Source organism: Methylobacterium sp. A54F (assembly GCF_053346035.1).
On the sequence record NZ_JBKFBF010000004.1, the window covers coordinates 174,675 to 196,159 of the forward strand.

The window sequence follows — 21,485 nt, forward strand, 5'->3', positions numbered from 1 at the left end:
ACATATGTTAGAAAAGGTGCAGCGTGTGATCCGTGTCGCCCAAGTGGCTCCGAACATCTTCCCCGTTCCCCCGAAGCATCATGGCGGCACGGAGCGGGTCATCTACGACCTCTGTACAGCGCTGCGCAGCTTGAATGCCGAGGTAACGCTGTTCGCGCCGTCGGACAGTGCGACAGACTTACCTTGTGTTGGCAACCATCCGAGCCTTTCTGCTTTGGAGACGCGGTACGGCCGCGTCGCCCCCGGCGTGCCGGCGGCCCTCGACGCCCTGCAGCTTGAGGCCCTGCGCCTGCGCCTCGACGCGTTCGACATCGTCCACTGCCACGGCGAGTTCGCGCACGCCGCACTCCTCGGCGCGCGCCGGCGCCACAGCCTGACGACGGTGCACTGGCGCGTGGACGAGCTCGACCGCGCCCTGTTCTTCGCGGGCTTTCCCGACCTGCCCGTGGCGGCGATCTCCGCGGCGCAGGCGGCCGGCATCCCGCCCTCGAACCGAGCGGGCGTCGTCCATCACGGCATCGCCCGGGACCGCTACTCCTTCCGCGCCGAGCCCGAGGGGCACGTCGCCTTCGTGGGCCGCCTGACCGACCAGAAGCGCCCCGACACCGCGATCCGCGTTGCCCGCGCGGCCGGCCTGCCGATCCGGCTCGGGGGCACCGTCGATGTGGGCAACCCGGACTATTTCGACGGGCAGGTGCGCCCGTTGCTCGGGCCGGACGCGACCTACCTGGGGCCGGTCGACGACGTTCGGAAGGGCGAACTCCTTGGAGGTGCCCGGGCGCTGCTGTTCCCGATCGACTGGCCCGAGCCCTTCGGCCTCGTAATGATCGAGGCGATGGCCTGCGGGACGCCGGTGATCGCCTGGAACCGCGGCTCGGTCCCGGAGATCGTGGAGGACGGCGTGACCGGCTTCGTGGTCGCCTCCGAGGCGGAAGCGGTCGCGGCGCTCGCCCGGATCGGCGGGCTCGACCGCGCCCGGGTGCGCCGCCGCTTCGAGGAGCGATTTACCGCCGAACGCATGGCGCAGGACTACCTCGCCCTCTACGAACGCCTTCTCGCGGCCTGATGCGCACCGCCCTCCTCGCCTGGGACTACCCGCCGGCCCCGAGCGGGCTCTCGACCGCGGCCCGCGAGATCGCCGAGAGCCTTGCGGAGGCGGGTGCCGATGTCACGGTCTTCACTCTCGACCGCTCCGGCCGCGAGCAGGCCGGCGGCGTCACGGTGGTGGGCCTCGCGATCCCGCCCGGAAGCGCCCTGGCGCGGCTGCGCCTCTGGGGCTCGGCCGGGCACCTAGCCGCGCCACTCGCCTTCCGGCGCGCCGTCCTCGCCGCCCATACCCGTGCGCCCTTCAGCGTCGTCGAGGCGACGAACTGGTACGCGCCGGCCGCGCTGCTCGCCGGCCGGCCGAACCTTCCGCTGGTGACGCGGAGCTCGACGCCGGCCGCCTTCACGCGCGACCACGCCACGACGATGCGCGACCGCCTCGATGGCCGGTTGGCCGATGCGCTGGAGCGCCGGCAGGCCCGGGGCAGTGCCGGCCTCATCGCGAACACCGCCGAGCACGGAGCGGTGATCGCGCGCACCTATCGCCTCACCGGCCGGCAGCCCGCCGCCGCGATCGGCCTCAGCCTGCCGCCGGAGATCGAGGCGGCCGGCCGCTCGGCGCCCTACCCGGATGCCGACGCGCCGGTGCGGCTGCTCTTCGTCGGGCGGGCGGAGACGCGCAAGGGCTTCGACGCTCTGCTCGGCGCGGTCGCGATCCTCGGCGCGGAGCAGGCGCGGGGCGCCCTGCCGCCGTTCCGGCTCGACCTCGTCGGCGTGCCGCCGGAAGATCTCCCGGCGGACCTGCCGGAAGTCGCGCGTGCCCGCATCCGCGCCCGCGGGCGGATCGACGGCCGCGACCTCGCGCAGGCCTACGCGGAGGCTCACGTGGTGCTCGCTCCCTCGCGCTATGAGAGCTTCGGCCTCGTCTACCAGGAGGCGCTGGCCTACGGCCGCCCCGTGGTGGCCTGCGCCGAGGACGCGAGCGCCCGCGCCTTCGTCGGCACCCCCGGGGCGGGGCCGCTGGCGCAGGCCGCCACCGGGCTCGCGCTGGCCGATGCCCTGCGCCCGCTCCTGAGCGATCCTGCCCTCCGAGCAGCCTACCGGGCGCGCGCCCTCGCGGCGGCCGGGCGCTTCGACCGCGCGAGCCTCGGGCGCGAGACCCTGGCGCTCTACGAGCGGGCGATCGAGGCCGCCTCTCAATCGCGGTAGGGCCGCAGCAGTAGCGCCGCCTCCTCGAGGCGCCCGCGCCCGGGGTCGAGGGCCTCGTAGCGCTGCGAGCGCGCCCGGACGTGGGCGCGGCTCAACCGGTGCTCGATCGCCCCGTGCAGGGCGATGAAGCTGCGCGGCCAGCCCCCAGTGAGGACCGGGCGCTCGTGCACGCGGCCGGAAAAGCGCAGGCCGGTCCGGTTGAGGCGGTACTGCACGTCGGGAAACACGTCGGAGAGCACCCCGTCGACGCGGTTGCGCCGCGCGAGGCCGATGGAGACCACGTCGCCCGCCTCCGCGAGCGCGGCGAGCGCGGGCAGGAGCCGGCCGGCTGCGGGATCGAGCGCCTCGTCGGCGTCGAGCTGCAGCATCCAGGGGTGGCGCGCGAGGTCCTGAAGCGCGTTGCGCTGCGCGGCGAAATCGCCGTCGATCGGTCCGGCCGCGATCCGAACCGCGCCGGGGGGGAACCCCGCGACCGCGACCGCGCGTTCGGCCGAGGCCTCGGCGTCGAGCAGGATCGCGACATCGTCCGTCCATGCCGCGTGCGCCGGGAGCGCCGCCAGCACCGCATCGCGCTCCGCCGGGCGGCAGAGAAGGCCGAGCGATACCGGGCGCCGCCCCGCGGTGCCGAGCGCGAAGAGACCTGCTCGCGCTGCCCGGCTGCTGTGCGGATGCCGGAGGGCGGCGTGGTCGTCCGCGTCGAGGGGACGGATGCCGAGTCCGACGCGGGTCGCCGCGCTGCGCAGGGTGTAGAGGTCGAGGCCGTAGGGGGCGTCCGGGTCGGACGCGAAGGTCGGGGCGTCCAGGCGTCGGGCCAGGTGCTCGCGGCAGGCGGCCGGCTCCGCGTCCCGGTCGAGCAGGACGCCGCAGGAGGCGCAGGCCCGCAGGAAGCTGCGGCGGCGTCCGTTCTCGAAGGTCAGGGACCGGTCGCTCGGCCCGAGCATGTCGGCCGCGCAGACGAAGCATCGGCGCATGGTCGTCGTTCCGGCCTTCCCGAATGCGGTGCAGGGTCTGGTTGTGCTGGGCCTGCGCCATACCTTGGCGTTTCCCCGCAGCCCTCCCCGCATCCCTGCCGCAAGTGACGAGCACCGTCGACTCCCCCACAGGCGCGTGCGCCCTCACCGCGAGCATGCCCCCCGGCTCGTCCCTCGCGATCGTCGGCAACGCGCCCGGCACGGGCGGGGCCGCCGCGATCGACGCCGCGGACTGCGTCGTGCGCTTCAACAACGCGCCGGGCTTCGGCGACCGCGCCGGCCGAAGGGTCACGCACCTCGCGCTGGTCAACCGCGGCGGCCAGCCCGGGGAATGGCTCGCGGACCCGCATTTCCTGGAAGGCGAAGCGATCCGGGCGGCGCAGGCCTTCATCCTGCCGTTCCCGATGCTGCCGGCCGAGCAGAACAGGCCCGAGCCGATCTGCTGGACCCGCGAGATGATGGTGCGGCTGCGCCCCCTCGGCCGCCCCATCTACGTCCTGCCGGAGGCGCTGCACGCGCGGGCCCGCGCCCTCCTTGGCCCGAACACGCGCGGGCGCCCGAACCCCAGCACCGGCTTCCTCGTGACGCTCGCGCTGATGCTCGCCCGGCCCGCCGGGGCGCACCCGGCGGAGGCGCACGGCTTCGCGTTCGCAGGCTGGCCCGGCCACCCCTGGGCGGCCGAGCGCGCGTGGTTCGCCGAGGCCGAGGCGGCGGGGCGGCTCCGCCTGCATCCGCCCCGCGCCCCCGGGAGGCTAGGGTCGTGAGCACGCTGATCACCGTCCTGAGGAGCGGCGGACGCTACGACGCGACCTGGGTCGAGCGCCTGGCGCGCGGCGTGCGCCGGCACGCTCCGGGCTTCGACAGGATCCTCTGCCTCACCGACCTGCCGCTCGCCGTCGCGGGGGTGGAGACGGTGCCGCTGCGGCACGCCTGGCCGGCCTGGTGGGCGAAGATGGAGGCGTTCCGCCCGGGGCTGACCGAGGGGCCGACCCTCCTGTGCGACCTCGACACCGTCCTGACCGGGCCGGCCGACGCACTGGCCGAGCCCGGCCTCGCGGCGATGGAGGATTACTTCCACAAGGACCGCCTCTCCAGCGCCCTCCTCCGCTGGACGGGGGACGAGCTGGCATCGCTCTACGCGACCTTCGCGGCCGAGCCGGAGCGCTGGATGACGTCCGGCTCCTGCGGGCCGGCGCCCAACGCGGTGCACGGCGATCAGGTGGTGATCGACCACCTGCTGCGCCGGGAGGGCCGGCGGCCGAACTTCATCCAGCGGATCTACCCCGGCCTCCTCGACTTCTACGACCCGCGGCGCGCCGACCACGGGCCGGTCGTGATCTTCATCGGGACGTCGAAGCCGGACACCGCAGAGGGACCCGTTCGAGCGGCCTGGGCCGGGCCCTGAAATGGGGGTCCTGCCGATCCTGCGTCAATGGGCGCCGCAACCCTGGCGCGGAGCCCCGGTTGCCGCTCGACAGCCAGAACGCCGCTTCTTCGGGGAGATCACTGCATGTCCGAGACCCAGCACAGCCGTTCCGCCAAGGCCCAGAAGGCCGAAGAGATCCAGGAGGCGGGCAGCGCCAAGGCCGGGGCCGGTCATCCCGTCGTCACCGAGGGCGGACGGGCACCCTCCCCGACCGATGGCAAGGGGCACCCGAAGCCCGCCGCCTCCACGGCGGATACCGACGGCTCGCCCGAGGCCGGCACCTCCTCGGCGACCGCCGGCAAGGCCGAGAAGCAGGCGGCCGCCGAGAATGCGGCCCTGACGAAGGAGCAGCACGGCCGCGGCCGGCGGAAGGCCGAGGAGGCGTGAGCCGGGGCCGCTTCGCCGCACGGCCCGGCCGCGGTCCCGACGCGTCGGTCGGGTGACCGGGCGCCGGGTCCTGATCGTCGGTGCGTCGCGCCGGCTCGGCCTGGGGCTCGTCGCCGCGTTCCTGGCACGGGGCTGGGACGTCACCGCCACGGTCCGGCGGCCGGCCCGGGCGCTCGCCGACCTGGCGGCGTCCGGTCCGCTCCGCATCGAAGCGGGCATCGACATCGACGACGATGCGGCGGTGGGCCGGCTTCGGGCGGCACTCGCGGACGAGCCCGTCTTCGACATCGTATTCGTGGTGGCCGGCGTCGCGACCCAGGCGGGGACGCCGGCGGCTCTCCTGCCGCGGGAGGTGGCGGCCGCGACCTTCCAGACCAACGCGATCAGCCCGATCCGCTTCGCCGAGGCGTTCCGCCGCCGCGTCGCCGCGGACGGGCTCATGGTGCTGATGACCTCGAAGCTCGGCTCGGTGTCGCTGAACCGCGGCGGCGGGTGGAGCAGCTACCGGGCCAGCAAGGCGGCTCTCAATACGCTGGCCCGCTCCTTCGCGGGCCGGCATTCCGGGGCCGAGTGGGGCGTCGTGCTCATGCATCCGGGCTGGGTGCGCACGGATCTCGGCGGGCGTCGCGCCACCCTCGACGTCGAGACGAGCGCGCGCGGCATGGTCTCCGTTCTGGAGAGCCGCCTCGGCCTGCGCGGCTGCGTGTTTGTCGACTACGCCGGAGAACCGGTGCCGTGGTGACGCTACCGCCGTGACTGCGGGCTCAGTTCGGCCAGCAGCGCCGTCCGTAGGGGCCGATGTGGAAGCCGGGCGGGCAGGACCGGCCCCGGACGTAGCCGCCCCACTGGCCGCCGGCCCGGCAGCCGCCGTAGGGCCCGCGATGCCCGTAGGGGCCGCAGCCGCCATAGACCTGGATGATCTCGGCCTCTCCGGTCCCGGCGGAGACCGCCGGCTGCACCAGCGGCAGGGCGGAGGCCGGAATCGTCAGGGACGCGAGGAGGAGGGCCGGGGCGAGGATCTTCAGCATCGAGGGGTTCCTTGTCGTTCCAGGGTGCGGCGCCGGAATCGATTCCGATGTCCGCGATTCCGGCGGCATGTCCACCGCATCGGGTGAGGACAGATTCGCCCCGGCCGCCTTCCGGGATGTGACGGGCCGATGCCCGGGCGTAACGTTTTGTGACGGGCGGCGCGTCCGCGATCAGGCGGCGGCCGGCAGCGTGCAGACGAGCCGCGCTCCGCCGAGGGCGGCGGCTTCGGCCACCACCGTGCCGCCGTGCGCTTCCGCGATCTGGCGGGCGATGGCGAGCCCGAGGCCGGTGCCGCCGGTGTCCCGGTTGCGGGAGCGCTCGACCCGGTAATACGGGCTGAAGACGGCGGCGCGTTCGGCATCCGGGATGCCGGGCCCGTCATCCTCGACGACGACGCGGCAGACCGCGCCGGCCCGCTCCACCGAGACGGCGACCGACGAGCGCCCGAACTTCACGGCGTTGTCGATGAGGTTCGCGACGACGCGGCGCAGGGCGACCGCGTCGGCGGCGACGACGGCATCCGTCACGCTCTCGCCGCTCAGGCTGATGCGCGCGCCCTGGGCGGCCTGCTCGGCGACCTCCACCGCCACGAGGTCGGCGAGGTCGACGGCCGGTCGGCCAACCTCGACGGCGGTGCCGCGGGCAAAGCTCAGCGACGTCTCGATCAGGGCGGTCATCGCGTCGAGATCCTCGACCAGCCGATCCCGGCGCCCGGCATCCGACACGCCCTCGGCCCGCAGGCGCAGCCGCGTCAGGTAGGTCTTGAGGTCGTGCGAGATCGCGCCGATCAGGAGCGAACGCTCGGCCATCAGGCCGACGATGCGGCCCTGCATCGCCTCGACGGCCTGCGCGAGCCGCCGGATCTCCGGCGCGCCGCGCGGTGCGACCACGGGCTCGGGCGCGCGCCCGTCGAACCGGGAGACGGCCTCCGTCAGGCGCCGGAGCGGGGCGAGTTCGTGGCGCGCGCCCACCAGCACGAGGCCGGCGACGCTCGCCCCGAGGACCGCCACCCAGAGGCTCAGGGGTTGGCCGAGGAGCCACGGCATCAGCGACCGGTGCTTCTCGATCGCCGAAATCACCAAGAATCGCCCGTCCGGGAGCTGGTAGGTGGCGGTTGCGAGGCGCCCGATGGGGCCGCGGCGGTCCGCATCGTCGGCATCCGCCGGATCGGCGCCACGGCGGAGGTGCGCGATGTCGGTGAAGGCCGTCACCCGGCCCACGGCCTCGCCGGTCACCCGGCGCAGGCGCGCCTCGAGGCGCGGCTCGCGGATCAGCCCGTCCGCATCGGGAAGCCGATCCACGATCTCGGCCTTCAGCGCCTCGCCGCTGACCGCCCGCAGGATGGCCGGGCGCTGCGCCAGGTCGGCCTCCCGCAGGAGCGTCATGATGTTCGCGGCCTGGTCGACGCGCGGGAAGCGCGTCGCGTAGGGCGCCCGCTCCTGGCGCCGCTGCCAGGTATCGAGGGTGACGGTGGCGAGCACCAGCACCGACAGGGCCCCGAGGAGCAGCAGCATGATACGGCCGAGCAGGCCGAGCCGGGCCATCACGGCGCCGGCCTGACGGGGGCGGCCAGGATGTAGCCGGCGTTGCGGACGGTCTTGAGCAGCGCGGCCGCGCCGCTTCCCGCGGCATCGAGCTTGTGGCGCAGCCGGCTGACCTGGACGTCGATTGTCCGGTCGAAGGCGTCGGCTGTCCGGCCGCGTGTCCAGTCGAGGAGCTGGTCGCGCGAGAGCACCCGCTGCGGACGCAGGATGAAGCAGTGCAGGAGGTCGTACTCGGCGCTGGTCAGGGGGATTTCGGTCCCCGGCGCGCCGGACGTCACCCGGCGGGCTGCGAGGTCGACCACGAGGTCGGCTACGTTCACGCGCTCGGGATCGGCCCCGCCGGCGGCAGCGCCCCCGGCGGCGCGGCGCAGGACCGCGCGGATGCGGGCGAGCAGCACCCGTGGGTTGAAGGGCTTCGAGACGTAGTCGTCCGCGCCCATCTCCAGGCCGAGCACCCGGTCGATGTCCTCGTCCTTGGCGGTCAGCATCACGATCGGCGGCCCGCCGGCCGCGCGCAGGCGCCGGCAGATCGAGAGGCCGTCCTCGCCCGGCAGCATCCAGTCGAGCACGATCAGGTCCGGCGGAGCGCCCGCCGCGAGGAGACGGTCCAGGCTCGCGCCGCCGTCGAGACCGACGACACGGAAGCCCTCGCCGTCGAGATAGGCGGCGAGCTGGGTGCGGATGTCGGCGTCGTCCTCGACGACGGCGATGACGGGGGGCTCGCTCATGGGGCGAGGATAGGCGGGCCGGGCAGCTCGGCAACGCGGAAAATGCCGATGTCACAAAACGTTACATTGGAAGCGCGGGAGGATCGCCGCATCCGCGGATGATCCTCTACAGGACCCGCGCGCGCACCGTCGTGACGACGATCTCGGCCAAGACCACCACGGCGAAGATCGCCGCGAGCACGACGGCCACCTGGTCCCAGTAGAGCAGGTTCAGCGCCGTATCGAGCGCAACGCCGATGCCGCCGGCGCCGACGAGCCCGAGCACCGCCGATTCGCGGATGTTGATGTCCCACCGGAACAGGGCGATCGACCAGAAGGCCGGCTTCACCTGGGGCCAGTAGCCGAGGAGGAGCGTCGAGAGCCGCCCGGCGCCCGCCGCCTGCAGCGCCTCGACGGAGCCGCGGTTCGCTTCCTCGAGCGCCTCCGCGAAGAGCTTGCCGGTGAAGCCGACGGAGCGCAGCGCGATTGCCAGCGTGCCGGCCAGAGGCCCCGGGCCGAACACCGCCACGAACAGGAGCGCCCAGACCAGGGAGTTGACCGAGCGGGACGTCACGAACACGAACTTCGCGAACAGGTTCAGGGCCGGGACCGGCGTCACGTTGCGGGCCGCGATGAGCCCGATCGGGACGGCGATGCCGATGGCGATCAGGGTGCCGAGGGTGGCGATGTGCAGCGTCTCGACGAGGGCCGCGACGGTCGGGCCGACGTAGCCGGCATCCATCGGCCACATCCGGCCGAACAGGTCGCCGATCTGCTCCGGCGCGTCGTAGAGGAATTCGGGAATGACCTCGATGGTGCGCAGGCTCGCCACGAATCCCGCCACCGCGAACAGCGTGAAGGCGAGGCGCGCCAGCCGCTTCCAGGGCGAGAAGCGCTGCCAGCGGCGCGGTTCCCCTGCGGTGATCGCCGCGCTCACTGGAACACCTTGCGGGCCCAGCCCGAGACGATCTCCGCCAGCATGATCAGCGCCACGATGACGATCAGGATGGCGAGCACGACGTCGTAGTCGAAGCGCTGGTAGGCGGTGAACAGCGTCGCGCCGATCCCGCCGCCGCCGACGATCCCCACCATGGTCGAGTTCCGGAGATTCGAATCGAGCTGGTAGGTCGCAAAGCCGATGAAGCGCGGCAGCACCTGCGGCTGCACGCCCATGATCAGGACGGACAGGAAGCCGGCTCCGGTCGCCCGCACCGCCTCGACCTGCTTCAGGGAGATCTCCTCGATCGCCTCGGCAAACAGCTTGGCGATGAAGCCGACCGAGGCGACGATCAGCGCCATCACGCCCGCGAGCGCGCCGAACCCGATCGCCTTCACGAACAGGATCGCCACGATGATCGGGTGGAACGAGCGGCACAGGGCGATCAGGCCCCGGGCCGGCCAGGTGATCCACGCCGGCATCAGGTTGCGGGCGGCGAGGAAGCCGATCGGCAGCGCGATGGCGATGCCGATCACCGTCGCGATCACGGCGATCTGCACGCTCTCGACGATGCCCGACTGGATCAGCTCCCACCGCGAAAAATTCGGCGGGATCATGCGGGCGAGAAACTGCCGGCCGTGGGCGAGCCCGCTGCTGAAGCGCTCGGGCGCGAAGCCGAGCTGGCTCGCGGCGTAGAGCGCGTAGAGCGCGAGGAGCAGCCAACCGGCCCGGGCCGCCCAGTTCGGGCGGAACGCGACGCGCGCGCTCTGGTCAGGGACGCTGCTCATGCGAGCCAGTTCTCGCCGCCGTAGATGCCCTGCAGGTCGCGCTCGGTCAGCTCGCCGGGGGGCCCGTCGTAGACGACGCGGCCGCCGGACATCCCGACGATGCGCGCGGCGAAGCGCTGGGCGAGCGCGACGTTGTGGATGTTGACCACCACCGGCACGCCGCGCTCGGCGGCGAGGCCCGAGAGGATCTCCATGATCTCGACGGAGCTCTTGGGGTCGAGGGAGGAGGTCGGCTCGTCGGCGAGCACGATCTCCGGCTCCTGCATGATCGCGCGGGCGATGCCGACCCGCTGGCGCTGGCCGCCCGAGAGGGCGTCGGCGCGGCGCGTGGCGAAGCCCGACAGGCCGACCGCGTCGAGCAGGTCGAAGGCCCGGGCAATGTCGGCGTCCGGGAACCGGCGGAGCCACGCCCGCCAGGCCGGCACGTAGCCGAGGCGACCGCAGAGCAGGTTCTCCATCACCGTGAGGCGCTCGACGAGATTGTACTCCTGGAACACCATCCCGATGCGCCGGCGCGCGCGGCGTAAAGGTCGCCCGGAGAGCCTGGCCAAATCCTCGCCGCGGAACAGGATCTCGCCCGACGTCGGCTGTACGAGCCGGTTGATGCACCGGATCAGCGTGCTCTTGCCGGTCCCGGACGGCCCGATGATCGCGGTGAGCCCCGTGCCCGCCACCGCGAGGTCGATGCCCCGAAGCACCGGCTGGCCGGCCCGGTATTCCTTGACGAGGCCGCGGATCACCAGCGCGCGCGGGTCGTCCGCTGGCGCAGCGGCGCGCGCCTCTCCCTGCGACGCGAGGCCCGCCGTCACGGCTTGCTTGCGCCGTCCGCCTTCTTGCGCGCCGCCTCGGCCTCGCGGGCGGCCTCCCGCTCGTAGGCGGCCCTGTTGTACGGCGTCCCCGAATCCTCGGCGACCTTGCGCACCACCGCCCAGTCCTTGAGGTAGGTGATCGGCGCGAAGCGATCGTCCCCCTCGAAGTCCTTCACCATCTCCGGCGGGAAGCGGAAATCGTAGAAGCACTGCTTGAGCTTCTCGGCGAGCTCCGGCTTCAGGTCGTGCGCGTAGGCGAAGCCGGAGCTCGGGAACTTCTCGCTCGTGTAGATCACCCGGTAGTCGTCGCCCTTGATCGTGCCGCGCGCCACCATCCGGTAGAACACGTCGGAGGCCACCGGGGCGGCGTCGTAGTCGCCCGTGCCGACACCGAGAGCCGACTTGTCGTGGCCGCCCGAGTACACGAGCTTGTAGTCCTCTCCGGGCTTGAGGCCCTGCTCCGGGAAGAGCGCCTTCGGGGCAAGGTTGCCGGAGTTCGAGGACGGGGCTGTGTGGGCCACGCGCTTGCCCTTGAGGTCGGCGAGGGTCTTGTAGGGGCTGCTCGCCTTGACGACGACGATCAGGTTGTAGCCCTCGGCGCCCTTCTCGGTGCCCTTGGCGGCGAACGGCACCGCGCCGGCCATGTTCACCGCGAAGCCGAGCGGCCCGGTGGAGAAGCCCGCCACCGTGAGCCGGCCCGAGCGCATCGCCTCGATCTCCGCGGAGTTCGACTGGACCGGATAGTAGACGACGCGCTTGCCCGTGCATTGCGACAGGTAGGCGGTGAATGGCTTGAACGCGTTCTCGTAGACGGCGGGGTCCTCGACGGGGGTATAGGCGAACACGATGACGCTGGGGTCGCGCGTCCTGCCCGGAACGTCGGCCACGAGGTCCTTGTCCGCGTCGCAATAGGCGTTGTCGAGCTGACCGCGGTTCGGGCAGTCGTCGGCACGGGCGGAGGATGCCGCGCCGAGACCAAGGAGCAGCGCCAGGGCCGCACCGCATCGAGCGATCTTCACGCGGGTTCCTCCCTGCGGAGCGGCGGCCGAGGCTCGCCCTCTCGTTTCCCTGCCCGGGCTCGGGCCTGGCTTGCTTCCGCGCGGTTGTAGGCGCGGTGTCCCGGCTCGCGCAAGGCAGGCGGGCGGCCCCTCAAGCAGGGCCGTCGAGCACCGCGGCGGACTGGTCCGACGCCTTCCAGACCGGGAGCGACCCCTCCCGGACGAACATCGCGAAGGCCGCGATCACCTCGGATCGATCGAGGGCGCGCGGATCGTCCACCGCGCGTCCCACGATGCAGGCTTCCTCGGGGACGGCCGCGACGGGCGGTCGACGCTCCAGCGAGAACACCACACCGCACCGGTCGGGCCGGAGCGCGTCCGGCATGGCGCCGATCCTCCGCCAGAGGCAGTGCCACCGTTCGCAGGCGAGGGGTCGCTCGTCGTAGATCCCGCAGGCCGCGCCGGTGTTGTGCCGGCAGAGGACCCCCGCGGGCTTGCCGAGTGCGGCGATCTCCAGGATCCGGCAACAGGCCGTGCAGGCCCCGCAGGACCGGTCCGGGACGAGGGCCCCGGCCGCAGGCGAATGCGTCATATCCCGGCCGCCGGGTCGGTCGATATCATGAGCACCGCTTCCCCATGGCACGGGCCGCCGCCCATCGACACCCGACACCGTCGGCACCGGACAGGATGAGGTTCGGCACCCCGCAGCGGACGTCCGCCGCGGCCCGACGACCGCTCGCCCAGGCCCGTGTGCTGGCCGAAGACCCTCCGGAGATCAAGCTCTCAGGCACCCGCGGCCCAGAAGGCGTCGCCCGCGACGGCGACCTGTCGGGTGAGGAACTCCGACACGAGGCGGACGCGGAGCAGGTCCCGCGTGTCCGCATGCGCGATGAGCCAGTAGGAGCGGGTGATGCGCACAGTGCCGGGCAGGATCGCCGCGAGGTCGTCGCAGCCGCGCGCCATGAAGTGCGGCAGGATGCCGAGGCCGGCGCCGCCGCGCACCGCTTCGAGCTGGGTGATGACGTTCGAGATCCGGGCGTGCGGGTGGATCGCGGGGGAGATCTGCGGGAGGTAGTTTAGCTCGGGCGTCCAGAGCAGGTCCTCGACGTACCCGACCCAGCGCTGGCCGGGCAGGTCGTCGATGGAGCGGACCGCCTCCGCGTGGCCGCGCGCCGCGTAGAGGCCGAGACCGTAATCGACGAGCTTGCGGGCGTAGAGCCGGCCCGATTCCGGCCGGGCCATGCTGACGGCGAGGTCCGCTTCGCGCTTCGAGAGGCTGAAGCTGCGCGGGTTGGCGACCAGCTCGACTTCGAGGGCCGGTTGCGCAGCCAGGAGCCCGCCGAGTCGCGGGGCCAGGAAGTAGGTCCCGAACGCCTCCGGCGTGCCGAGCCGCACCGTGCCGCCCACCTGGTGCGACGCCTCGTCGAGGCGCGAGCGCATGGTGATCGCCACGCTCTCCATCCGCTCGGCATCGGCGAGGAGCCGTTCGCCATCGCTCGTGAGGAAGAAGCCCGCCGGGCGCCGGTCGAACAACCGCGTGCCGAGCGCAGCCTCCAGGGCGGTCAGGCGGCGGCTCAGGGTGGAGTGATCGACGCCCATGCGCTGCGCGGCGACCGTGAGCCGTCCGACCCGCGCGATGGCGAGAAACGTCCGCAGGTCGTTCCAGTCGAAGTCGGCCATCACGGGGCGCCGCCGGAGGTTGGGATTTCCGCACGGCGCCTTTGCGATCCTTCGCATGGGCGTGCAGGGATCCGCATGATAATTCCGATCCCGCGAAAAAGTGCAAATGCGACGGTGATCACGGGATCCCCGAACGCCGCGCCACTCAGGGAGATCGCCACATGTCCATGTTCTCGAAACTGGCCCGGCGCGCCAGCGAAGGCCGTCCGGTCCGGGTCGGCCTCATCGGGGCCGGCAAGTTCGGCTCCATGTACCTGTCGCAAGCGCCCCGGACGCCCGGCATTCATCTCATCTGCGTGGCCGACCTGTCGCCGGACCGGGCGCGGCAATCGCTGCGGCGCGTCGGCTGGGACGACGCTCGCCTTGCGGCGCGTGCGCTGGAGGAGGCCGCCAAGGCCGGCACGACGGTGATCACCGACGACGCCGACGCGATGATCGCGAGCCCCTTCGTGGACATCGTGATCGACGCGACCGGTAGCCCGGCCGCCGGCATCCACCACGCCCTCAAGGCCTGCGAGCATCGCAAGCACATCGTGATGGTCAACGTCGAGGCCGACGTGCTGGCGGGCCCCCTCCTCGCCCGGCGTGCGGCCGAGGCCGGGATCATCTACTCGATGGCCTCGGGCGACCAGCCGGCGCTCATCGCCGAACTCGTCGACTGGGCCCGCACCATCGGGCTCGAGGTGATCTGCGCCGGCAAGGGCACCAAGTACCTGCCCGCCTACCACGCCTCCACGCCCGACACCGTGTGGGGCCATTACGGCTTCAGCGACGAGCAGGTCGCGGGCGGCGACTTCAACGCGCAGATGTTCAACTCCTTCCTGGACGGCACCAAGTCGGCGCTGGAGATGGCCGCCGTGGCCAATGCCTGCGGGCTGACGCCCCCGCGCGACGGGCTCGCCTTCCCGCCCTGCGGCGTCGATGACCTGCCCAACGTCCTCAGGCCGGTCGCCGACGGCGGCATCCTGGCCGACCGCGGCACCGTCGAGGTGATCTCGTCCCTTGAGCGGGACGGACGGCCCGTCTTCCGCGACCTGCGCTGGGGCGTCTACGCGGTGTTCGAGGCGCCGAGCCGCTACGTGCAGGACTGCTTCGCCCAGTACGGCCTGAAGACGGATTCGAGCGGGCGCTACGCGGCGACCTACAAGCCCTATCACCTGATCGGCCTGGAGCTCGGTGTGTCCATCGCGTCGATCGCGGTGCGGGGCGAGGCGACGGGGGCCACCACGGAATGGCGCGGCGACGTGGCGGCCACGGCCAAGCGCGCCCTGCGGGCCGGCGAGACCCTCGACGGCGAGGGCGGCTTCACCGTCTACGGCAAGCTGATGCCGACCGCCGATTCGCTGGCCCAGGACGCCCTGCCGATCGGGCTCGCCCACAACATGGTGCTGAAGAACGACGTGCCCGCCGGCCGCGCCGTGCGCTGGAGCGACGTCGCCTACGACGCCGGCAAGGAGGCGATCCGCGTCCGGCGCGAGATGGAGGCGATGTTCCGCGCGGAACTCGGCCCGGCGCAGAGCCCCCGGAAGGTCGCCTGAGGAGCGTCCTCACGAACGCCGGGCGCCGCTCAGCGAGCGCCCGGTCTCAGAGATACGCGGACGCCACGCCGCTTCGGATCGCCGCGACAGAGCCCGCCAATCGGGCCGTTTGGAGGACACCATGGATCAAGCAGCCAGCCTCGGCCTGCGCGCGCGGCCTGCGGAGACGAACGTCTACCGCAAGATCACGTGGCGGATCATGCCGTTCATCGTCATCTGCTACCTCTGCGCCTACCTCGACCGGGTGAACGTCGGGTTCGCCAAGCTGCAGATGATGTCCGATCTCGGCTTCAGCGACGCCGTCTACGGCTTCGGGGCCGGCGTGTTCTTCATCGGCTACTTCATCTTCGAAGTCCCGAGCAACCTCGCCCTGCACAAGCTCGGCGCGCGGGTCTGGATCGCGCGGATCATGATCACCTGGGCGATCATCTCGGCCCTGACGCTGTTCGTCACCACGCCGCTGCAGTTCTACGTCGCGCGATTCTTCCTCGGCCTCGCCGAGGCCGGCTTCTCGCCGGGCATCATGCTCTACCTCACCTACTGGTTTCCGGCCCGCAAGCGCGGCTTCGCGCTGGGCTTCTACTACATCGCGATCCCCCTCGCGGGCATCGTCGGGGGGCCGGTCTCGGGGCTGATCCTGCAGCACTTCGACGGCTCGACGGTGATGAAGGCCTGGCAGTGGCTGTTCCTGCTGGAGGCTGCCCCGTCGCTCCTCGCCGGCATCGCCGTGCTGTTCCTCATGGTCGACAAGCCCGACCAGGCGACGTGGCTCACCGACGCGGAGAAGGCCGAGGTGAACGCCGAGCTGCGCCGCGAGGAGGGCGACAAGATCGTCCACGCCTCCTCGATGGACTTCCTCAAGGACGCGCGGATCTGGAAGCTCAGCGGCGTCTACTTCATGACGATCATCGGCCTCTACGGGATCAGCTTCTGGCTGCCCTCGGTCGTGAAGGACTCCGGCATCAAGGACGTGGCGCTGATCGGCTGGCTCTCCGCCGTACCCTACCTCGTCGCCGTCCCGTGCATCATCCTCACCGGCATCAGCGCCGACCGCACCCGGCGGCGCCGGATCCACTTCTCCGCCGCGCTGGCGATCGGTGCCCTCGGCCTCGCGATGGCGGGCTATGTCGGCCAGAGCCCGGCCGCGGCTGTGTTCTGGCTCAGCGTCGGCACGGCCGGCATGCTCTCGGCGCTGTCGCTCTTCTGGGGGGTGCCCTGCGCCTTCCTGGCGGGCACCTCGGCCGCCGCCGGCATCGCGACCATCAACTGCATCGGGAACCTCGCCGGGTTCGTCTCGCCCTACATGGTCGGCGGCCTCAACGTGCTGACCGGCAACCCGGCGATCGGCCTCTACGCGGTGGCCGCGTGCATGCTGGCCGGTGCCGTGCTGATGCGGATCATCCCGGCCGCGCTGGGCGACCGGTAGCGTCCCCGGCGGGGCCTGCGTGAAGGACTGGGTCGCCAGCCGCCCAACCGAGCCCCGGATCCCCACTCACCTCAGGATGAGGTGAGTGGGTGGGAGACGCCCTATACCGATCCGTCTCCCACCCGCGACCTCATCCTGAGGTGCGAAGCAAAGCGAAGCCTCGAAGGAGGGCTCCAGGGATCGCGGTGGGAACTGGAGGACTCCTTCGAGGCTGCTTCGCAGCACCTCAGGATGAGGTGGGTGGGATCGGCCAGTGGGGCAGACTTCTGAACGCGCTCAAGGTCTGAAAAGACTTGAGGCTCGACTGAGATTTCCCCCTGTGTTGCATCGACCGTGGAACGTGTAGCGACCCACAACTGACGCCCGATCACTTGCAACTTCCTGTCGACAATCGATGGGTTCGACCTATGCTCGGCAGGCGCCTTCCGCCGCGCGATTCCGGCACGGACCCGCAGACATGACCGACGTGACGTACCGGGACACGCTCTACGACGGCGACGAGATTCTCTACGGCATTCCGGCGCTCGGCGGGCGCGCCGCGCTCATCTTCGATGATGCGGAGGGCAACGCGGTCCTGCAGTTCGGCGACACCGACCGGCGCGCATACTTCACCATCGCCGACGAGTACGATGGGCCGCAGACCAGGCAGGTGCGCTTCGAACTGGCCGGAAGCCTCGTGGAGGGCGCGGTCCTCCCCAGATACGACACCTACACGTTCGACATCGAGGTCGTCGGAGTGAAGGGACCGTCGGCTTCGCCGACCGCCGCGAGCGACGACCTCACCGGAACGGCGCAGGCCGACACCGTCGCGGCCCTCGCCGGCAATGACCGCGTGCTGGCCGGCTCCGGGAACGATCTGATCTTCGGCAACCAGGGCGACGACCGCCTGTTCGGCAACCAGGGCAACGACACCCTGCGCGGCGGCCAGGACAACGACGTGCTGTACGGCGGCCAGGGCGACGATGTCCTCTACGGCGACCGAGGCAACGACGTGCTGTCCGGCGACCTCGGCGCGGACCGCTACGTGTTCGGCGCGCAATCCGGCACCGACCTGATCCTGGGCTTCTCGCAGGCACAGGGCGACCGGCTCGATCTGCAGGGCCAGGGCTACACGCTCGGCACGAGCGCGCGCGGCAACGCAGTCCTGACACTCTCGGGCGGCGGCAGCGTGGAGCTGGCGGGCATCGGGGCCGGCGCGGTCTCCGGCGCCGCCTTCGCCTAGATCCCGTCCTCGGGGCGCCAAAGGGCTCACGCGGGCGCCGGGAACGCGGCAGGACTGCGACCACGTGCGCGGCCTGGTCGCGGCGATCGTCGCGGAACAGTGCCACCCTGAGGTTGCTTCCCCCGAAGCCTTCCGGCGCGTCGAGCGCTCGCGGGCGTTGCCAGTTGCGCTCGGCTTGGTCGCCGAATGAGGTCGCCCCGACGGATCGCGGGATCCGTGCGGCATCCCCATGCCCCGGGGAAACCACGGCTCCGATTCCACTCGACGCACGAACGCTCCGGCGAACCCAACCGGCCGCCGGGGACCCGCCGCATCTCGCGTGGACAATATGCAACCAGCCGTCAGCCTCAGTGCTCTGAACTTCGCCCTGGCGGGCGCCCGGGAGGGGTTCGGCCCCTTCCTCGGGGTCTACCTCCAGCAGCGCGGCTTCGACCCCGCGGCAACCGGCTTCGCCATGGGCCTTGCCGGGCTCGCGGGGCTCCTCGCCACGACGCCGGTGGGCGCGCTGATCGACCGGACCGAGTACAAGCGGACGGCGATGGCCGTCGCCGTGCTCGCGATCGCGGCCGGGGCTGTCGCCCTCGTCTCAACGGACAACCTCTGGCTGATCGGCTTGTCACAGCTCGTCATCGGCGTCGCCGACACGAGCGTCGCCCCGCTCGTCGCGGCGCTGACGCTCGGCATCGTCGGACAGCGGGCCTACAGCCACCGCGTTGCGCGCAACGAGGCCTACAACCACGCCGGCAACGCCGCGAACGCGGCCCTGTCGGGCGTGCTCGGCTACGCCTTCGGCCTTGGCTACGTCTCCATCGCAATCGTCGTCATGGCGGTGGCCTCCTGCGGCGTCCTGATGACCATCGATCGCCGCTGCATCGACCACGGCGCGGCGCGCGGGGGCGATCAGGACGAGCGCGCGACGCTCCGCGTGCTGTTCGAGACGAAGCCGCTCCTGCTCCTCGCCGGGACGGTCTTCGCCTACCAGACCGCGAACGGTGCCATGCTGCCGTTCCTTGCGCAGGCGCGCACGGCCGCGGGTGCCGACCCGAGCCTCACCACGGGCACGATGACCGTGGTCTCGCAAGTCACGATGGTCGGAGCCGCGCTCCTCGCCGCCCGCCTCGCCACGAGGCGCGGGCACAGCGGCGTCCTGTCCATCGCCCTCGCGCTGGTCGTGGCCCGCGGCGTCCTCGCCGCCTTCGCGACGTCCTGGTGGCTGGTCATTCCGGTCCAGGTCCTCGAAGGCCTGGCGATGGGGCTCGGGGGCGTTGCCATTCCGGCGCTGGTGGCCGAGATCATGAAGGGATCGGGTCACACGAATGCCGGGCTCGGCGGCGTCATGACGGCGTACGGCGCGGGAGCGGCGCTGAGCCCGCTGCTCGCCGGCCTCGTCGCCCAGTATCTCGGCTTCGCGGCCTCCTTCATCGCGCTGGCCATCGTCGCAGGCGCCGGGCTGGCGTTGTGGATCATCGGCCGCCGCATCGCGCGCGCGGGCGCCCCGGCGGATCAGACTGACGAGGCGTCCGCCGAACCGGCGTGACGGACCGGACGGCGGGCATGTGCGAACGGAAACGACGATGGCCGCGTCCAGGGTCCTGACGGGGCCGTTCCCCGCCTTCGTACTGCTGCAGGGTTCGCTCTACGCCGCCTACGGGACGGAAACGCCCTTCCTGCCGAGCTTCCTCGGCGAGCGCGGGCTGAGTCCTGGCGAGATCGGCGCCGTACTCGCGGCCGGCACGCTGATGCGGCTCGCGGCCGGCCCCGTCGCCGGCCACCTCGCCGACCGCTACGACGCGACCCGGACCGTCCTCGGCGTCGCGGCCGCGGCGGCCGGGCTGATCTCCTTCGCCTACCTCGCCGGATGGGCCTTCTGGCCGCTCCTCGCCATCAGCGTGCTGCACGCCAGCGCCATCGCCGCCCTCGCGCCCCTCGCGGACGCGCTCGCGCTCGCCGCCGCCGAGCGGGACGGCAGCTTCTCCTACGGCTGGGTCCGGGGCGCGGGCTCGGCGGCCTTCGTGCTCGGGACCCTGGCCTCGGGGCTGATGGTCGCGAGAGCCGGCCTCGCGAGCATCATCGTGTCGAGTGGAATCCTGTTCCTCGTCATGGCGGTGGCCGCGGCCCGCGTCCCTGCCGGCCCTGCGCGGGAACCCGTGCCGAGCCTCGGCCTCGGCGGCATCCGGGAACTCCTGTCGTTTCCCCGGTTCCGACGGATGCTCGCGGTGGCGGCCCTGGTGATCGGCAGCCATGCCCTGAACGACGGCTTCGCGGTGATCGCCTGGCGCGAGGCCGGCATCGGCGCGGGCGCGATCAGCCTGCTCTGGTCCGAGGCAGTCGCCTCCGAGGTGCTGGTCTTCGTGCTCGCGGGTCCCTGGCTGCTCGCGCGCCTCGGCACCACGCGGGCCGCGCTCCTCGCCGCGGGGGCCGGCGTGCTGCGCTGGTCGGCCGTGGCCACGACGGCCTCGCTGCCGGTGCTCGCCGCCGTCCAGCCGCTGCACGGGTTGACCTTCGCCCTGTTGCACCTCGCCAACATGCGCCTGATCGTCGAGATCGTCCCGGAGCGCCTCGCGGCCACGGCCCAGACCCTCTACGGCACGCTCGGTCTCGGCCTCGCCTCGGCGGTGCTGACCGCCGCCGGCGGCCTGCTCTACGGACGCCTCGGGGGAAGCGCGTTCTACGTGATGGCGGGCCTCTGCGCCCTCGCGCTCCCGCTCGCGGCGGGCCTGCGACACAACCGTGCGTAGGCAAAAAGCTCAAGGACTCAACCTGTGCATCCCGGGACATCCCCTATCTCCCAACGCGCGCACCACCGCGCCGGGAGTCCCCGTCCATGTTCATGAAGCTCGACCGCCTGCAGGCCGAACTGCCGCAGCCGAAGAAGCCCGACCCCAACGCGGCCGCTGCGCTGCAGGAGCTGCTCGGCGGCAAGTACGGCGAGATGTCGACGCTCGGGAACTACATGTTCCAGAGCTTCAACTTCCGCAACAAGTCGAAGCTGCGCCCCTTCTACAGCCTGGTTTCGAGCATCTTCGCCGAGGAGCTCGGCCACGTGGAGCTGGTCTCGACCGGCATCGCCATGCTCAACAACGGCCCGGGCGACGACACCGAGGAGGTCGACGTCTCGAAGGCCCCCTTCCACGACATGCAGGACATCCGGCTCGCCGGCAGTTTCCTGGCGAACGGCGGCGGCGCGACGCCGGTGAACTCCAACGCGCAGTCCTGGAACGTCGACATGGTCACGACGACGGGCAACATCATCATCGACCTCTTGCACAACTTCCACCTCGAATGCGGCGCGCGGCTGCACAAGCTGCGCGTCTACGAGACCCTGAAGGATCCGACCGGCCGGGAGGTCTGCGGCTATCTCCTGGTGCGCGGCTCGGTCCACGCGCACGCCTACGCCCTGGCGCTCAAGAAGCTCACCGGCGTCGAGATCGAGAAGATGCTCCCCACCCCGAACATCGTCCTCGACAAGATCCCGGAGTGCCAGAAGTACCTGCAGGAGGGCAGCCATCGGCGGCTCTACCGGTTCAGCCCGGACGACTACAAGGAAGCGGCCGGCGTCTGGTCGAACGACGAGGTGGCGCTGCCCGGCGATCCGCCCGGCAACCTCGAAGTGGTGGACGGGCTTCCCGAAGGCGGCAAGATCCCTGAGCTCGACGGCAATTACGGCGCCTTCGCGCCGAACTACGCGCCCGAGGAGATCTTCGAGATCGCGAGCAAGCTCTACAAGAAGAGCCGCTGAGACAGTTCGGGGCGGTGCTCGACCGGTGCCG

The 21,485-nt window shown here is 71.9% G+C and carries 22 protein-coding genes; 12 read left to right on the forward strand and 10 right to left on the reverse strand.

Going from position 1 to position 21,485, the window contains the following annotated elements; translation table 11 throughout:
* Positions 1-25: 25 nt before the first annotated feature.
* Complete coding sequence (locus ACLBXP_RS08885; protein ID WP_447667274.1) at positions 26-1,066, forward strand: glycosyltransferase family 4 protein; 1,041 nt, start codon at positions 26-28, stop codon at positions 1,064-1,066.
* Entirely contained in the window at positions 1,066-2,253 is a 1,188-nt protein-coding gene (locus ACLBXP_RS08890) for a glycosyltransferase family 4 protein (protein ID WP_447667275.1), read from the forward strand. The genes ACLBXP_RS08885 and ACLBXP_RS08890 overlap by 1 nt, the downstream gene beginning before the upstream one ends.
* Here ACLBXP_RS08890 and ACLBXP_RS08895 read toward each other — a convergent pair.
* Positions 2,241-3,224 carry a hypothetical protein gene (locus tag ACLBXP_RS08895; protein ID WP_447667276.1) on the reverse strand — a complete coding sequence of 328 codons (984 nt, stop codon included), beginning with the start codon at positions 3,222-3,224 and terminating at the stop codon, positions 2,241-2,243. The genes ACLBXP_RS08890 and ACLBXP_RS08895 overlap by 13 nt on opposite strands.
* Before the next feature lie 155 nt (positions 3,225-3,379).
* Between ACLBXP_RS08895 and ACLBXP_RS08900 the strand changes: the two genes are divergently transcribed.
* The 4 genes from ACLBXP_RS08900 (at position 3,380) to ACLBXP_RS08915 (ending at position 5,779) form a co-directional block, all read left to right on the forward strand.
* Entirely contained in the window at positions 3,380-3,988 is a 609-nt protein-coding gene (locus ACLBXP_RS08900; protein ID WP_447667277.1) for a hypothetical protein, read from the forward strand.
* Entirely contained in the window at positions 3,985-4,629 is a 645-nt protein-coding gene (locus ACLBXP_RS08905) for a hypothetical protein (protein WP_447667278.1), read from the forward strand. Before ACLBXP_RS08900 ends, ACLBXP_RS08905 begins: the two co-directional genes overlap by 4 nt.
* Positions 4,630-4,734: 105 nt before the next feature.
* On the forward strand, positions 4,735-5,037 hold the full coding sequence (locus ACLBXP_RS08910; RefSeq protein WP_447667279.1) for a hypothetical protein: 303 nt from the start codon (positions 4,735-4,737) through the stop codon (positions 5,035-5,037).
* Between the two features lie 52 nt (positions 5,038-5,089).
* Positions 5,090-5,779, forward strand: a complete 690-nt coding sequence (locus tag ACLBXP_RS08915) for an SDR family oxidoreductase (RefSeq protein WP_447667280.1) — start codon at positions 5,090-5,092, stop codon at positions 5,777-5,779.
* 22 nt (positions 5,780-5,801) lie between these two features.
* Here the strand turns inward: ACLBXP_RS08915 and ACLBXP_RS08920 are convergent, their stop codons facing one another.
* The 9 genes from ACLBXP_RS08920 to ACLBXP_RS08960 all read right to left on the reverse strand — a co-directional run bounded on the left by ACLBXP_RS08920 (position 5,802) and on the right by ACLBXP_RS08960 (position 13,529).
* Positions 5,802-6,065, reverse strand: a complete 264-nt coding sequence (locus tag ACLBXP_RS08920; RefSeq protein ID WP_447667281.1) for a GCG_CRPN prefix-to-repeats domain-containing protein — start codon at positions 6,063-6,065, stop codon at positions 5,802-5,804.
* A 171-nt stretch (positions 6,066-6,236) separates the two neighbouring features.
* Positions 6,237-7,610 (reverse strand): sensor histidine kinase, encoded by a 1,374-nt coding sequence (locus ACLBXP_RS08925; protein ID WP_447667282.1) that lies wholly within the window; start codon positions 7,608-7,610, stop codon positions 6,237-6,239.
* Positions 7,610-8,338, reverse strand: a complete 729-nt coding sequence (locus tag ACLBXP_RS08930) for a response regulator (protein WP_447667283.1) — start codon at positions 8,336-8,338, stop codon at positions 7,610-7,612. Before ACLBXP_RS08930 ends, ACLBXP_RS08925 begins: the two co-directional genes overlap by 1 nt.
* A 106-nt stretch (positions 8,339-8,444) precedes the next feature.
* Positions 8,445-9,254, reverse strand: coding sequence for a phosphonate ABC transporter, permease protein PhnE (gene phnE / locus ACLBXP_RS08935; RefSeq protein ID WP_447667284.1), 810 nt, complete (start codon positions 9,252-9,254; stop codon positions 8,445-8,447).
* Positions 9,251-10,042, reverse strand: a complete 792-nt coding sequence (phnE, locus tag ACLBXP_RS08940; protein WP_447667285.1) for a phosphonate ABC transporter, permease protein PhnE — start codon at positions 10,040-10,042, stop codon at positions 9,251-9,253. Before phnE (ACLBXP_RS08940) ends, phnE (ACLBXP_RS08935) begins: the two co-directional genes overlap by 4 nt.
* On the reverse strand, positions 10,039-10,851 hold the full coding sequence (gene phnC, locus ACLBXP_RS08945; protein ID WP_447667286.1) for a phosphonate ABC transporter ATP-binding protein: 813 nt from the start codon (positions 10,849-10,851) through the stop codon (positions 10,039-10,041). The genes phnE (ACLBXP_RS08940) and phnC overlap by 4 nt, the downstream gene beginning before the upstream one ends.
* Positions 10,848-11,870, reverse strand: coding sequence for a phosphate/phosphite/phosphonate ABC transporter substrate-binding protein (gene phnD, locus ACLBXP_RS08950; RefSeq protein WP_447667287.1), 1,023 nt, complete (start codon positions 11,868-11,870; stop codon positions 10,848-10,850). Before phnD ends, phnC begins: the two co-directional genes overlap by 4 nt.
* Positions 11,871-12,000: 130 nt before the next feature.
* Complete coding sequence (locus ACLBXP_RS08955) at positions 12,001-12,441, reverse strand: hypothetical protein (protein ID WP_447667288.1); 441 nt, start codon at positions 12,439-12,441, stop codon at positions 12,001-12,003.
* Between the two features lie 191 nt (positions 12,442-12,632).
* The gene (locus tag ACLBXP_RS08960; RefSeq protein ID WP_447667289.1) at positions 12,633-13,529 is read right to left on the reverse strand and encodes a LysR family transcriptional regulator; all 897 of its coding nucleotides are present in this window, start codon (positions 13,527-13,529) and stop codon (positions 12,633-12,635) included.
* A 161-nt stretch (positions 13,530-13,690) separates the two neighbouring features.
* On the opposite strand from ACLBXP_RS08960, the gene ACLBXP_RS08965 reads away from it, so the two are divergent.
* From ACLBXP_RS08965 to ACLBXP_RS08990, 6 genes are all read left to right on the forward strand, one after another.
* Entirely contained in the window at positions 13,691-15,067 is a 1,377-nt protein-coding gene (locus tag ACLBXP_RS08965; RefSeq protein WP_447667290.1) for an NAD(P)H-dependent oxidoreductase, read from the forward strand.
* Positions 15,068-15,188: 121 nt separating this feature from the next.
* Positions 15,189-16,493 (forward strand): MFS transporter, encoded by a 1,305-nt coding sequence (locus ACLBXP_RS08970; RefSeq protein WP_447667291.1) that lies wholly within the window; start codon positions 15,189-15,191, stop codon positions 16,491-16,493.
* A 457-nt stretch (positions 16,494-16,950) separates the two neighbouring features.
* Positions 16,951-17,715, forward strand: a complete 765-nt coding sequence (locus ACLBXP_RS08975; RefSeq protein WP_447667292.1) for a calcium-binding protein — start codon at positions 16,951-16,953, stop codon at positions 17,713-17,715.
* 328 nt (positions 17,716-18,043) lie between these two features.
* The gene (locus ACLBXP_RS08980) at positions 18,044-19,252 is read left to right on the forward strand and encodes an MFS transporter (protein ID WP_447667293.1); all 1,209 of its coding nucleotides are present in this window, start codon (positions 18,044-18,046) and stop codon (positions 19,250-19,252) included.
* Between the two features lie 37 nt (positions 19,253-19,289).
* The gene (locus ACLBXP_RS08985) at positions 19,290-20,453 is read left to right on the forward strand and encodes an MFS transporter (protein ID WP_447667294.1); all 1,164 of its coding nucleotides are present in this window, start codon (positions 19,290-19,292) and stop codon (positions 20,451-20,453) included.
* A gap of 86 nt (positions 20,454-20,539) precedes the next feature.
* Positions 20,540-21,454, forward strand: a complete 915-nt coding sequence (locus ACLBXP_RS08990; RefSeq protein WP_447667295.1) for a manganese catalase family protein — start codon at positions 20,540-20,542, stop codon at positions 21,452-21,454.
* Positions 21,455-21,485 lie beyond the last annotated feature (31 nt).